This is a genomic window from Halomonas sp. B23F22_3 (assembly GCF_043496965.1).
GTDB lineage: Bacteria > Pseudomonadota > Gammaproteobacteria > Pseudomonadales > Halomonadaceae > Halomonas.
In genome coordinates this window covers 261,722-275,166 of record NZ_JBIEKG010000004.1, presented here as the reverse complement: position 1 = coordinate 275,166, position 13,445 = coordinate 261,722, and the positions used below count along the sequence as shown (strand labels likewise).

Here is a 13,445-nt window from a genome sequence, read left to right as displayed (position 1 = left end):
GGACGCATGAGCGAGTTCCGCATGCCCTCGCTGGGCGCCGACATGGAGCACGGGACCCTGGTCGAGTGGAACATTCGGCCGGGGGACCGGGTGGAGCGCGGCCAGATCGTCTGCGTGGTGGAGACCCAGAAGGGCGCCATCGACGTGGAGGTCTGGGAGAGCGGGACCGTGGAGCGCCTGGTGGTCGAGGAAGGCCAGCAGGTTCCCGTGGGCGAGGTGCTGGCGGTGATCCACTCCGAAGGCGAAGAAAAAGCCGAGGGAAAGGAGGCCGCCCCGACGGCGCCGGCCGGCCGCCCGACGCCGGCAGCGTCCCCGCCACCGGCTCCCCCTGCGCCCGAGCGCTCTCCGTCACCCCGCTCGGCGAAGACGGCCGCCGGCGAACGGCTGCGCATCTCGCCCGCGGCACGCAAGCGGGCGACCGAGCTGGGCGTCGACCCGGCGAGCGTGAGCGGCACTGGCCCCGGCGGCGCCATCACGCTATCCGATATAGAACAGGCCGACATCGAACAGGCCGCCGCGCCGGCCCCCGAGGCACCAGCCGGGCCTCGGCCGGTCGCCGGTCATGACGCCCACGCCGCCATGCGCCAAGCCATCGCCGCCGCCATGGCCCGCTCCAAGCGCGAGATTCCCCACTACTACCTGGGCCAGACCCTGTGCGTGGAGCCGGCGCTGGCATGGCTCGAGGCCTGCAACGCCGAACGCTCGGTGGCCGAACGGCTGATCTTCCCACTGCTGCAGCTGCGCGCCGTGGCGATGGCGCTTCGGGAGGTGCCGGCCCTCAACGGCTGGTTCGTCGACGGCGCCTTCCGCCCCGCCGAAGGCGTGCACCTGGGGGTCGCCATCGCCCTGCGCGGCGGGGGTCTGGTGGCCCCGGCGCTGCATGATGCCGACCGGCTCGACCCCGACGCCATGATGGCCGCTCTGCGCGACCTGCTGACCCGCGCCCGACAGGACCGCCTGCGCAGCTCGGAGCTCACCGACGCCGGCCTCACGGTGACCAACCTCGGGGATCTGGGCGTCGACAGTGTCCAGGGCGTGATCTACCCGCCCCAGGTGGCGCTGGTCGGCTTCGGACGCGTCGCCGAGCGGCCCTGGGTCCGCGCCGGCAGGGTCGTGGCCGCCCGCTGCCTGCAGATGTCGCTTGCCGCCGACCACCGGGTCACCGATGGCGCCATCGGCGCCCGCTTCCTGGCCCGACTCACCGACCTGCTGACGGAGCCCGACCGCCTATGGCCCCCCTGAGCCGCGACACCCTACGCGACACCGTGACCGACGCCATCCTGATGGTCGCCCCCGAGGCCGACCTCGAGGCATTGCGCCCCGGCCGACCGTGGCGAGAGCAGCTCGAGATCGACTCCTTCGACTTCCTCAACATCCTGGTCGACCTCGAGAAGCGCCTCGGCGTCAGCGTGCCGGAGCGCGACTACCATGAACTCGAGACCCTGGAGGGCCTGCTCGACTACCTGGAGAGGCGGCTCGCCGCCTGACGGCCGGCATCGGGCCGGCCGGGGCGTCGGTTCAGGTGAGGTGCACGGCTTCGAGGCGCGCCAGCACCTCGCCCTGGGCGTCGAGCAGCGTGAGACGCTGGCCCTCGATCCGCCATTCGGCTACCTGGCCCAGCGCATTCAGGAAGGCCTGCTCGGTCTGCATGCCATCCGGGCAGGCCATGCGGGTGCTGGCCAGCTGTGCGAAGCTCAGGGAATCGCCCTGAAGCCGATAGCGGCCGGTCATGCGATTACAGCCGGTGGAGCCCATCACGCGCTGATCTTGGATGTGCAGCACGAAGTGCGCCTCGCGCTGCTGCTCGACCACCGTGACCGGTGCATCGCTGAGATGGGTCAGCTTCCAGTAGGTGTTCACGAGCGGCTCATCGACCGTGCGCTCCGCGGATGCACACCCCACCAGCAGAAGCGCCACCAGCAGCATTGCCGATACCTGGATGATCCGTTTCATGCGTAATTCCTTGTATATGAAGTGACGTCGCTAAGACCGCGGAGATCCATAAGGTTCCCTGCCCGTGGAAGACACCCCGCGCCAGCCTCAGGATCCGCCGTCTACCGTCCCTAGCATAGAAGGGGTGCGGCGGCTGCCTCACTCCTCGCCACGCCCTCGCCCCGGCAGCGCTAGCCGTACACTTGGTCGCCGCTCAAGGCCGCTCCTGCAGCTGCCAGTCGTTATCGGTGAGCGGCTGCCCGCCCTCGGGGGTGACGCGCACGGTGTCGCTCAGGCCGATGCCCCAGCGGCCCGGCAGACGCAGGCAGAGCGGCAGGTGGAAGACCATCTCGGCCTCGAACTCGCGCTGCTGGCCGCGGGCGATATAGCCCGTGCCTTCGACCCAGCTGGGCGGGAACTGGGCCCCCACCGCATAGCCAAATACGCCGGAGAAGAAGGCGCGATCGGCATGGGGCGCCAGCACCGCTTCGGCGGCCCGGGCCGCCTCGTCGAAGGTGTGACCGGGGCGCATCGCCGGGAGCAGCGCCTCGTACATGCCACGGCAGACGTCGCGCAGCGCCTGCATCTCGGCGCTGGCCCGCCCGGCCACGGCGGTGCGCATCATCGGCGCGGTGTAGCGATGGTAGGCGGCGCCTAACTCCAGGAACACCGGCTCGTCTTCGGCGATCACGTGGCGCTGGTGATTGACGTGGATGATGCTGATGCGCCGACCGGTGGTGACGATGGGCTGCAGGCTCATGAACTCGCTGCCGGCGGCCAGCAGGGCGCGGCTACCCTCCGCCGCCACCTCGTTGTCGGTGACGCCGGGGGCGATGGCCGCGATCGCCGCCCGCAGGCCGATAGAGGTGATCCGCGCGCTCTCGCGCAGGCAGTCGAGCTCCGCCGACGTCTTGACGATGCGCAGGCGGTCGAGCAGCTCGCCGCCGTCGTCGCGGAAGCGTTCGACCCCGAGCTGGGCCTGCAGCGCGCGAATGACGCCATGGCGCAGACCGGCGCCGAAGGCGTCCAGGCCGATGGCCCGGAAGGACGCGAGCACCTCCGCCAGCGGCTCGATCACCTCCTCGATGCCCTCCCAGCGATAGCCCAGGATCTCATCCACCCGGGCGGTGACCACCGCCGGGCCGGTCTCGATGGAGGGCACCTGCAGCACCAGGCGGTCGGCCGAGACCACCAGGCAGGTGTACACCGAGACCTCGAAGGTGTGATAGCCCGTCAGGTAGAAGATGTCGGCGGGGTCGGTGAGCAGCAGCGCCTCGAGCCCGGCCTCGCGCATGACCTGTCGCACGCGGCGGCGGCGGGTGTCGAACTCCGCGGGGGGAAAGGGCAGCTCGCGTTCGGCGAGGCACTCGGCCAGGGCATGGCGGTAGGCGTGGTGGTCCATCCGGTGAGGCTCCTGGGTGGGCGGGGTCACTGGCAGTGTAGCCATGACGGCCGTCACGACGGAGGCGCGATGCGCAAAATATCCCTGTTACCGTCCGCGACGGTTTCGTAGAATCCAGCCTCGAATTTCGACGCCATAGGACAATGCAATGGGCAGGGCCTTCCAGAACCGCAAGGAATCGATGGCCAAGACGGCCGACGCCAAGACCAAGGTTTACAGCAAGTACGGACGCGAGATCTACGTCTGCGCCAAGCAGGGCGGCACCGACCCCGCCGGCAACCTGTCCCTGCGCGGCCTGATCGAGCGCGCCAAGAAGGATCAGGTGCCGTCCCACGTCATCGACAAGGCCCTGGACAAGGCCAGCGGCGTGGGCGGCGAGGACTTCTCGCCGGCCCGCTACGAGGGCTTCGGGCCGGGCAACTGCATGGTCATCGTCGAGTGCCTGACCGACAACCCGAACCGCACCTTCGGCGACGTGCGCGCCTGCTTCACCAAGGCCAAGGGCAAGCTCGGCACCCCGGGCAGCGTCAGCCACATGTTCGATCACTGCGCCATCCTCGCCTTCGAGGGCGAAGACGAGGAGGCTACCCTCGAGGCGCTGATGGAGGCCGATGTCGACGTCACCGACATCGAGAACGAGTCGGGACACATCACCGTATTCGCGCCCCACACCGAGTACGCCAAGGCCAAGCAGGCGCTGATCGACGCCTTCGGTGAGCTCGACTTCGAGGTCGACGAGATCCAGTTCGTGCCCCAGACCGTGACCCCGGTCGAGGGCGACGACGTGGCGGTGTTCGAGAAGCTGATGGACACCCTGAACGACCTGGACGACGTGCAGAACGTCTTCCACAGCGCCGAGGTCGAGGGCCAGGCCTGACGCCGAGGGGCCCTGACGCCTAGTCGCGCGGCCCCACCGGAACCATCAGGTGCTGGTAGTCGGTACCCTGCCACATCAGGTAGGGACCACCGGCGTAGGGGTCGGTGGAGTAGCCCTCGAGCAGCGCCGCCGGGGCGATGAGCATCAGGTGCGGCCCCTCCTCGATCCAGGCGTTGTCGCCGGTGGGCGCCTGGGCATAAGGATCGACGAGGCTCGCCCCCTCGTCGCCGGCCAGCATGTAGGCGATGCCCAGCGCATCGACCGTGATCGGCTGCTTGTGCTGCCAGGCCATGGCCCAGTGCATCCAGGCCTCGTCGAGGCACATCGGGGCGCGGCCGTCGAGGGTCGGCGGCGTCGGCAGGCAGGTGTAGCCGTTCGTGCCCCCCTTCAGCTCATTGCCTTCCCAGTCGATCACCTTGGCGCCTTCCGCCAGGCCAGGCGGGGCCGCCGCCAGGGCATCGTCGATCTTCGCCTGATCGGCCACGGCCAGCCCGCTCCCGGCAAGGTTCGCCAGCAGCGCCACCAGGCCCGGTCCGACCCAACGCTTCCTACCGCCATGCAGGTGTTTCATCGTCGCTACCTCGCCGTGACGTGCCCACTCGAGCACTCGGCTTCAGTACAGCGCTGAAGCCCCCCACCGGCCAGCGGGAGGACGAAAAAACCCGTGGAGAGCATCAGGAAGCAGGTGCACCGCGCCCGTAGGCGCCCGGGAGGGAAGCCCGTCAGGCGCTCGCGCCTGACGGGCGGTGGATCACTCCACCGTGATGGTGATGGCCTCGGAGGTCACTGCCGGGTCGAAGCTCATGTGGCTTTCATCCATGAACAGCAGCTGCAGGGTGTGCTCCCCGGGCTCGAGCTCGAGTTCGACTTCGGTCTGGCCCCCGCCGAAGTGGCGCATGGTCTCGCTGGACGGCAGCGGCTGGTCGAGATCCACCTCGTCCAGCGGCGTGTCGACCAGCAGGTGGTGGTGGCCGGTGCCCTCGCGCTCGGTCCCGGCGGGCGCCACGCCCATGCCCGAGAGGCCCATGCGTACGGTGACGGGGCTCTCGACCGTCGCCCCCGCCTGGGGTGAAATGAAGTAGACCTCACTCCCCTCGGGGGCCGCGCTGCGCTCCGTCTGAGCCATGGCCGTGGTGGCCAGCAAGAGGCTGCCGGCCAGTCCCAGGCCTGCGATCCATTGTTTCATGGCGTATCTCCTTGTCCGTCGACGTACGATGCTCACAAGCGACCGGGCCACCGTGTCGGACGGCGGCCCTGCCGCCCACACAGCCTAGTCGAACATCTCGGACGCCGACACGACAAAGGTCGCAACGACACTGCCTCCCAAGGCGCGGTCAGCGCGGGCCGTCCTCGCGGTCACAGCCCATCGCGCCGCCGCGGGCCCAGTGCTCGCCATCCACCTCGTTGAAGAAGACCTGCACGGACTCCGCGGAGCTGCCGTAGACCTCCTCGAACGCCTCGGTGATGCGCCGGGCCAGCTCGCGCTTGTGCGCCACGCTGCGGGGAAACTGCTGAATGGTGACGATGGGCATGCTCGACTCCTGTGGGGCGGAAAAAGGGCGCCCAAGATAGCAGAAACCCGCCTCGCGGCGGGTTTCATGGCCGGGTCAACGCCAGCATTCAGGGCTCCTCGTGGGCGGCCCGCCAGTCGGCCGCCGCCTCGGCCACGCCGGCGTCCCGGTCGCCGCCGAGCAGGGCCCGGCGCTCTTCCTCCTCCTCGCGCACGTCGTCGATGACGGTCATCAGGTCGTCCACGTCGACCTCGCGGGTGTCGTGCTCGAAGCAGCCGGTCAGTTCGCTCTCCGGGTGCAGGTCACCGGCCTCATAGAGCGACCAGATCTCCTTGCCGTAGTCGGTGGCCAGCAGCTCCGGGGCGAAGCGGCCGAAGTAGCGGCGCATGTTGTCGACGTCGCGCTCGAACATCCAGGCGGCGCTGTTGTTGCCGGCGGCATCCACCGCCTGGGGCAGGTCGATGATCACCGGGCCATCGGCGGCGAGCAGCACGTTGAACTCGGACAGGTCGCCATGCACCAGGCCGGCGCAGAGCATGCGCACCACGTCGCCGATCACCTTGGCGTAGTGGGCCCGGGCCTCGTCGGCCGTCAGGGTCACGTCGTCCAGCCGCGGGGCGGTCAGCCCCTCGGCATCGGTGATCATCTCCATCAGCAGCACGCCGTCGATGAAGCCGAAGGGCTTGGGCACTCGCACGTCGGCGGCCGCCAGCCGGTAGAGGGCATCGACCTCGGCGTTGAGCCAGGCCTGCTCCTGCTCCTTCTGGCCGTAGCGGGTCTTCTTGGCCATGGCCCGGGAGCGGCGGCTGTTGCGCTCACGGCGCCCCTCCTGATACTGCACGGCCTGCTTGAAGCTGCGCTGCTTGGCTTCCTTGAAGACCTTGGCGCAGCGCCGCTCTCCATGGGAGCGCACCACGAACACCTGGGCTTCCTTGCCGCTCATCAGCTGGCCCTCGACCTCGTCGATCAGGCCATCCTCGACCAGCGGCTGTAATCTCTTGGGTATCTTCATGTCACCACGTTGGCATAGAACCCGGCGGCTGGGTATGCCCCGGGCGAATCGCATTGCAGGAACGGTCAGCGGCGGATGCGACGGGCCCGGAAGCTGCGTCCCTTGAGCTTGCCGTTGGCCAGCTGGTCGAGGGCCGCACCGACCACGTCGCGACGCACGGCCACGTAGGCCCTGTTGGCCAGCACCTTGATCTTGCCCACCTGGTCGCCGGCGATCCCGCCCTCGCCGGTCAGGGCGCCGAGGATGTCGCCGGGGCGCACCTTCTGCTTCTTGCCGCCGCCGAGCTCCAGCGTCGCCATGGTCGGCGTGAAGGGCGAGCGCTCCAGCACCGCGCGGGAGGGCAGCGGCTCCGGGGCGAGGGTCTCGCCGAGGAAGTCGGCAAGGCGCGCCAGCCGGTACTCCTCCTGCTCGGCGACCAGGGTACAGGCCACCCCGGAGCCGCCGGCACGGCCGGTGCGCCCGATGCGGTGGACGTGCACCTCGAGCTCCCGGGCGATGCGGTAGTTGAATACCGCATCCAGCGACGCGATGTCGAGCCCGCGGGCGGCCACGTCGGTGGCCACCAGGATCGAGGCGCTGCCGTTGGCGAACAGCACCAGCAGGCGATCGCGGTCGCGCTGCTCCAGGTCGCCGTGCAGCGCCAGGGCACTGAAGCCCGCGTCGTTCAGGGCCTCGGCGACCTCGTCGGTCTCGCGCTTGGTGTTGCAGAACACCACGCTGGAGGCGGGCCTCACGTGCAGCAGCAGGCGACGCAGCGCCTCGAAGCGGGCCGACTCGTCGGCCACCCGATAGAAGTGCTGGCGGATGGTGGTGTCGTCGTGGGGCTCGTCGACCTCCACCGTGACCGGCTCGCGCATCAGCCGCTCGGCGATGGGCCGGATGGCCTCGGCATAGGTGGCGCTGAACAGCAGCAGCTGACGGCGCGCCGGGGTCTCGGCGATGATCGCCTCCATGGCGGCCTGGAAGCCCATGTCGAGCATGCGGTCGGCCTCGTCCAGCACCAGGGTCTCGAGCCCGGAGAGATCGAGCGCCCCCTTGCGCAGGTGCTCCTCCACCCGCCCCGGCGTGCCGACCACGAGGTGCGCGCCGTGCTCCAGAGAGGCGCGCTGTGGCCCCAGAGGCGCGCCGCCGCACAGGGTCAGCACCTTGACGTTGGGCAGGCTGCGCGCCAGGCGGCGCAGCTCGCCGGCCACCTGGACGGCGAGCTCGCGGGTCGGGCAGAGCACCAGCCCCTGCACCCGGGAGGAGGCGAGGGTCAGCCGCGAGAGCAGCCCCAGGCCGAAGGCCGCGGTCTTGCCCGAGCCGGTCTTCGCCTGGGCGATCACGTCGCGCCCCGCCAGCATCGGCGGCAGGCTCTCGGCCTGGATCGGCGTCATGGTGCGATAGCCCAGCGTCGCGAGGTTGGACAGCAGTTCCGGCGCCAGCGGCAGCGCGGCGAAATCGGCAGAGGAATCAGACACGTAATAGACCTGCGGGAATAAACGGGCGGCGTGACGGGGCGTGATGACGGCGGGCGCCGCCCGCCCGGGGCCACGGGAGCTAGGATGAAAGTCGGCCAGCATAGCAGAAAGTGCGGCCCGTCGCCTGCAAGCGGCCAGGCCGGAAGAAGCGCGCCCGGTCTTCTACAGTGAGGGTCAGGAGTACCGTCAGGACCGGGCAGGGGCGCCTCGCCCACGCCCGCCGACCAGGGAGCAGACCGCCGACCATGTGCCTGGCCATTCCCATGCAGATCACCCGCCTCGACGGCGACACGGCGCGCGCGGCCTCCCGCGGCATCGAGCGCGATATCGACCTGATGCTGGTCCGGGACCAGCCCCTCGCCGTGGGCGACTTCGTCATCGTGCACGTCGGCTATGCCCTGCAGCGCCTGGAGCCCGACGATGCCCTGGCGACCTGGCGGCTGATCGACGAGATGGAGGCCGCCGGCGACACGGACGACCCAGGAGCCCCGGAACGTGCATGAGCTGAGCCTCTGTCGGTCGCTGATTCGCCAAGCCAGCCGGGTCGCGGCCGAGCATGGTGCGCCGCGCATCCGGTGCGTCAGCGTGCGCATCGGGCCACTCTCCGGCGTCGAGGTCGAGCTGATGCGCGAGGCCTTCCCGCTGGCCAGCCGCGACACCCCCGCCGAGGGCGCGCGGCTGGAGATCGCGACCTCGCCGGTGCGGGTGCACTGCCCCCGCTGCGGCCAGGAAGCCGAGGCCCGGGTCAACGACCTGACCTGCCCCCGCTGCGGCCACTGGCAGACCCGGCTGACCGGCGGCGACGAGCTCCTGCTGGTCAGCGTCGACCTCGCCTCACCCTCAACCGAATTCCCCGTCCCCTCGAGCCCCTAGTCCCAACAAGTCATAAGGAGGCCCCATCGTGTGCCAGACCTGCGGCTGCGCCCTGCCCAACCACCTTCATCCGGACGCGAACGAGCACGACGTTCATACCGTGGCGGTGCTCGAGGGCCTCAAGGCCCACAACGACGCGGCCGCGCGCCATAACCGCGCGCACTTCGACCGTGCCGGGCTGCTGGTCGTCAACCTGATGTCCTCGCCCGGGGCCGGCAAGACGCGCCTGCTGGAGGCCACCATCGAGGCGCTGGGGGGGCGCCACCGGCTGGCGGTGATCGAGGGCGACCTGGAGACCGAGAACGACGCCCGGCGCATCCGCGCCCGGGGGGTTCCGGCGGTGCAGATCACTACCGGCAGCGCCTGCCACCTGGACGCGGCGATGGTGCACCGCGCCGCCCACGAGCTGGCGCTGGACGAGCTCGACATCCTGTTCATCGAGAACGTCGGCAACCTGGTCTGCCCGGCGAGCTTCGACCTGGGCCAGCATGCCAGCGTCACCCTGCTCTCGACGCCGGAGGGCGACGACAAGCCGCTCAAGTACCCGGTCATGTTCCGCGCGAGCGACCTGGTGCTGGTCACCAAGGCCGACCTCCTGCCGGTGCTCGACGACTTCGACGTCGCGGCGGTGGAAGCGCACATGCGCAGGCTCGCCTCCCCCGCCCCGGTGCTGACGCTGAGCAGCAAGACGGGGGCGCTCGAGGCCTGGCTCGCCTGGCTCGAGGAGGGCCTCGCCGAGCGACGGCGAGCCTTCCGTCCGGTACAGCGTGGAGAGCGCCTGCTGACACCTCCCGGCGCTCCCAACCATGCGCCCGGCCACGCGCTTGACCAGCCGCTCACCCCACCGGGATCGCCCGCGCCATGACGGACCTCTCGCCCGGCGACTGGCTGTCGCGGATCCGCGCCCTGCCCCGGCCGGCCTCGGGGCGCCTGCGGGTTCTCAACGTCTGCGGCGGCCACGAGCGCACCATCACTCAGGCCGGTCTGCGCACGGTGCTGCCCGACCATCTCGAGCTGATCCCCGGGCCGGGCTGCCCCGTCTGCGTCTGCCCCGAGGAGGATATCCAGGCCGCGGTGGCCCTGAGCCTCACGGACGGCGTCATCGTCGCCACCTTCGGGGACATGGTGCGCGTACCCTGCAACGCCCCGAAGCGCGAGCCACGCTCCCTCCAGGCGGCCCGGGCCCTCGGCGGCAACGTGGTGCCGGTCGCCTCCCCGAGCGAGGTGCTGGCCCTGGCCCGTCGCCATCCCGGAAAGCGGGTGGTCTTCTTCGCCGCCGGCTTCGAGACGACCACCGCACCGATCGCCGCGCTCTTCTCGCGCGACGACCTGCCGGACAACCTGCTGCTGCTGCTCAGCGCCCGCCAGACCTGGCCGGCCATCGCCCACTTGCTGAAAGGCGGCCGGGCCGACTTCGATGCGCTGATCGCCCCGGGACACGTGGCCACCATCATGGGCGCCGAGCAGTGGCGCTTCGTGGCCGAGGCCCACGCCTTACCTACCGCCGTGGCCGGCTTCACCCCGGGCCTGATCCTCGAGGGCCTCTACCGGGTGCTCCAGCAGGCACTCGACCGCGCGCCCCGGCTGGAGAACGCCTATCCCCAGTGCGTCGGCCCCGAGGGCAACCCTCGGGCGCGGGCGCTGATCGCCTCGACCTTCGACATCACCGCCGCCGAGTGGCGCGGCATCGGCTCGCTGCCCGACTCGGGCTATGCCTGCCCCGAGGCCCTGGCCCACCGCGATGCCCGGCGGCAGTTTCCCGGGGTGTTCGAGGCCGCCTACGCCCGCCGCGGCGAGATGCCCCCCGGCTGCGACTGCGCCGCGGTGGTGCTGGGCCGGATTCGGCCCCCCGAGTGCCGGCTCTACGGCCGCGGCTGCACCCCGGATCGGCCGGTCGGCCCCTGCATGGTCTCCGACGAGGGCGCCTGCCGGATATGGTGGGCAGGCGGCGTCCGCGCGGGCCAGGACGCGAGCGCCCGGCGGATCAGTGCCACCTCGGTCGACGCCGCCCCCGAGGCGTCCCCCGCCGACCTGGAGGCGCGCCGCTGGGTGCTCACCGGCGTCGTCCAGGGCGTGGGCTTTCGCCCCTTCGTCAAGCGCCTGGCGAGCCGGCTGGAGATCGCCGGCGAGGTACGCAACCGCGGCGGCGAGGTGGTGATCGAGGCCCAGGGCAGCGCCGAGCGGCTCGCCGCGTTCGAGCACGCCCTGCTCATGGAAGCCCCACGCCTGGCGAGCCCGCGCATCGCCGGCCGCGAGACGATCGACGTGGCGCAGAGACCCTCGTTCGTGATCCGGCCAAGCGACGGCGAGGACCAGCCCGCGGGCCCGGTCCACCTGCCGCTGGATACCCCGGTCTGTCCGGCCTGCCTGGCGGAGATGCGCGACCCGCAGGACCGCCACTACCGCTACCCCTTCACCCACTGCGACCAGTGCGGCCCGCGCTACAGCGTGATCGACCGGCTCCCCTATGATCGCGCGCGCACCGCCCTCAGGGCCTTCCCGCTCTGCGCGGCCTGCCGGGCGGAGTACGAGGATCCGAACAATCGGCGCTTCCATGCGCAGTCCATCGGCTGCCCCGACTGTGGACCGCGGCTTCGCCTGGTGGACGGCAACACGGAAACGACGGGCAACGAACAGGCGCTGGCGGCCGCCGTCGCGGCACTCGATGCCGGGCGCATCGTCGCCGTGAAGGGCGTCGGCGGCTACCACCTGATGGTGGACGCCGGCCGGGCGGCGGCGGTGGCGACCCTGCGCGAGCGCAAGCACCGCCCCCAGAAGCCGCTCGCCGTGATGTTCCCCTGGCGAGGCGAGGACGGCCTGGCCGCCGTCCGCGAGCACGCCCGGCTCACCCCGGCGGCCGCCGAGGCCCTGCTCTCAGATGAGCGCCCGATCGTGCTGCTGCCCAAGCGCGACGACCCGGCGATCTGCGATGGCTCGGTAGCGGGCCTTGCAGAAGGCATCGCCCCCGGGCTCGACGAGGTCGGCGTCCTGCTGCCCTATGCGCCCCTGCATCACCTGCTGCTGGAGGCCCTGGGGCGTCCGCTGATCGCCACCTCGGCCAACCTCTCAGGCGAGCCCCTGATCACCGACCCCGAGGAGGCCGAGGCGCGCCTCGGCCGGGTCGCCGACGCCTTCCTGCACCACGACCGCCCCATCCTGCAGGGCATCGACGACGGCGTGAAGCGGCTCATCGCCGGCCGGGCGCGTCCGCTGCGCCAGGGGCGCGGCGCCGCCCCCCTGGAACTCGATTTGCCTGATGGACCAGCGCCCCCCGTCCTCGCCGTGGGCGCCCACCAGAAGGCCACGCTCTGCCTCGCCTGGGAGCATCGACTGGTGCTGTCGCCACATATCGGCGATCTCTCGAGCCTCGCCGCCCAGCGCGCCTTCGACCGCCAGGTCGCGACCCTCTCGAGGCTCTACGGCGTGACCCCGGCGCGGGTCCTCCACGACGCCCATCCCGGCTATCACACCACCCGCTGGGCCCGGGAGAGCGGCCTGCCCCGCCAGGCGATCGCCCATCATCACGCCCATGCCGCCGCCCTCTGCGCGGAGCACGGCCGCTTCCAGGAGCCGACCCTGGTCTTCACCTGGGACGGCACCGGCCTGGGGCCGGACGGCACTCTGTGGGGTGGCGAGGCGCTCTACGGCCGACCCGGCCACTGGCGGCATGTCGCCTCCTTCATGCCCTTCGCCCTGCCCGGCGGCGAGGCGGCCATCCGCGAGCCCTGGCGCCTCGCCGTCACGCTCTGCTGGCAGAGCGGCCTGGCGACGCCGGATGTCCCCGCCAGCGGCGACGAGCTCGCCCTGCTGCGCGAGATCTGGGAGCGGCGCCTCAACGCGCCGCCCTGCTCCGCCGTGGGCCGGCTCTTCGATGCCGCCGCGGCACTGCTGCTGCCGATACGCCGGGTGAGCCACGAGGCCGAGGCCGCCATGCGCCTCGAGGCGCTGGCCGAGGGCGAGGCAATGGGAGAGACAATGGCCCTCGACCTGCCCCATCATCGCGACACGGACGGGGTGCTACGCTGTGACTGGCGCCCGCTGATCCGCCACCTCAGGGATGCCCGTCTCGCCCCGAGCCGGCGTGCCGCGGACCTCCACGCCACCCTGGTCCAGGCGCTGCGCCGCCAGGCCGAGGCGGCCCGGAGCGCCGCCGGGGTGACGATCCTCGGCCTGACAGGGGGCGTGTTCCAGAACCGCCGCCTGACCGAAGCGGCCGTGGCGGTGCTGGAAGAAGACGGCTTCACGGTGCTGCTGCACGAACGGCTGCCCTGCAACGACGCCGCCATCAGCGTCGGCCAGGTCGTGGAGGTCCTGGCCCGGGAGGCTCACGGCCACGACCGCTCCGACATGACCGCCCCGGGATAAGGAGAAGCGAGCG

The 13,445-nt window shown here is 71.2% G+C and carries 13 protein-coding genes and 1 pseudogene; 7 read left to right on the top strand and 7 right to left on the bottom strand.

The genetic code is table 11. The annotated features are described in order from the left end of the window. The first annotated feature begins 6 nt into the window (after positions 1–6). Entirely contained in the window at positions 7–1,242 is a 1,236-nt protein-coding gene (locus tag ACGTNG_RS10475; RefSeq protein WP_394576961.1) for a dihydrolipoamide acetyltransferase family protein, read from the top strand. After that, positions 1,230–1,487: an acyl carrier protein gene (locus tag ACGTNG_RS10470; RefSeq protein WP_394576960.1), complete on the top strand. Its 258-nt coding sequence runs from the start codon at positions 1,230–1,232 to the stop codon at positions 1,485–1,487. Before ACGTNG_RS10475 ends, ACGTNG_RS10470 begins: the two co-directional genes overlap by 13 nt. A gap of 31 nt (positions 1,488–1,518) precedes the next feature. Here the strand turns inward: ACGTNG_RS10470 and ACGTNG_RS10465 are convergent, their stop codons facing one another. Together ACGTNG_RS10465 and ACGTNG_RS10460 are read right to left on the bottom strand one after the other, a co-directional pair. After that, positions 1,519–1,953, bottom strand: a complete 435-nt coding sequence (locus ACGTNG_RS10465) for an META domain-containing protein (protein ID WP_394576959.1) — start codon at positions 1,951–1,953, stop codon at positions 1,519–1,521. A gap of 193 nt (positions 1,954–2,146) precedes the next feature. After that, positions 2,147–3,334 (bottom strand): M24 family metallopeptidase, encoded by a 1,188-nt coding sequence (locus tag ACGTNG_RS10460; RefSeq protein WP_394576958.1) that lies wholly within the window; start codon positions 3,332–3,334, stop codon positions 2,147–2,149. Positions 3,335–3,482: 148 nt separating this feature from the next. On the opposite strand from ACGTNG_RS10460, the gene ACGTNG_RS10455 reads away from it, so the two are divergent. Next, positions 3,483–4,211 (top strand): YebC/PmpR family DNA-binding transcriptional regulator, encoded by a 729-nt coding sequence (locus ACGTNG_RS10455; RefSeq protein WP_394576957.1) that lies wholly within the window; start codon positions 3,483–3,485, stop codon positions 4,209–4,211. Positions 4,212–4,230: 19 nt separating this feature from the next. Here the strand turns inward: ACGTNG_RS10455 and ACGTNG_RS10450 are convergent, their stop codons facing one another. From ACGTNG_RS10450 to dbpA, 5 genes and pseudogenes are all read right to left on the bottom strand, one after another. Continuing rightward, on the bottom strand, positions 4,231–4,782 hold the full coding sequence (locus ACGTNG_RS10450) for a hypothetical protein (protein ID WP_394576956.1): 552 nt from the start codon (positions 4,780–4,782) through the stop codon (positions 4,231–4,233). A 180-nt stretch (positions 4,783–4,962) separates the two neighbouring features. After that, positions 4,963–5,397, bottom strand: coding sequence for a DUF4399 domain-containing protein (locus ACGTNG_RS10445; protein WP_394576955.1), 435 nt, complete (start codon positions 5,395–5,397; stop codon positions 4,963–4,965). Between the two features lie 148 nt (positions 5,398–5,545). Further along, positions 5,546–5,746: pseudogene (locus ACGTNG_RS10440) on the bottom strand (tautomerase family protein); the annotation flags it as partial. Between the two features lie 85 nt (positions 5,747–5,831). Then, positions 5,832–6,734 (bottom strand): PA4780 family RIO1-like protein kinase, encoded by a 903-nt coding sequence (locus tag ACGTNG_RS10435; protein ID WP_394576953.1) that lies wholly within the window; start codon positions 6,732–6,734, stop codon positions 5,832–5,834. Positions 6,735–6,799: 65 nt separating this feature from the next. Beyond that, the gene (gene dbpA, locus ACGTNG_RS10430; RefSeq protein WP_394576952.1) at positions 6,800–8,194 is read right to left on the bottom strand and encodes an ATP-dependent RNA helicase DbpA; all 1,395 of its coding nucleotides are present in this window, start codon (positions 8,192–8,194) and stop codon (positions 6,800–6,802) included. Between the two features lie 245 nt (positions 8,195–8,439). On the opposite strand from dbpA, the gene ACGTNG_RS10425 reads away from it, so the two are divergent. Genes ACGTNG_RS10425 through hypF form a run of 4 tightly spaced genes read left to right on the top strand, consistent with a single transcriptional unit; the run spans position 8,440 to position 13,432 of the window. Beyond that, complete coding sequence (locus tag ACGTNG_RS10425; protein WP_394576951.1) at positions 8,440–8,697, top strand: HypC/HybG/HupF family hydrogenase formation chaperone; 258 nt, start codon at positions 8,440–8,442, stop codon at positions 8,695–8,697. Then, positions 8,690–9,067, top strand: a complete 378-nt coding sequence (locus ACGTNG_RS10420) for a hydrogenase maturation nickel metallochaperone HypA/HybF (protein WP_394576950.1) — start codon at positions 8,690–8,692, stop codon at positions 9,065–9,067. The genes ACGTNG_RS10425 and ACGTNG_RS10420 overlap by 8 nt, the downstream gene beginning before the upstream one ends. Before the next feature lie 28 nt (positions 9,068–9,095). Continuing rightward, a complete protein-coding gene (hypB, locus tag ACGTNG_RS10415) occupies positions 9,096–9,932 on the top strand; it encodes a hydrogenase nickel incorporation protein HypB (protein WP_394576949.1) in 837 nt (278 codons plus the stop codon). Continuing rightward, a complete protein-coding gene (gene hypF / locus ACGTNG_RS10410) occupies positions 9,929–13,432 on the top strand; it encodes a carbamoyltransferase HypF (protein ID WP_394576948.1) in 3,504 nt (1,167 codons plus the stop codon). Before hypB ends, hypF begins: the two co-directional genes overlap by 4 nt. Positions 13,433–13,445: the final 13 nt, after the last annotated feature.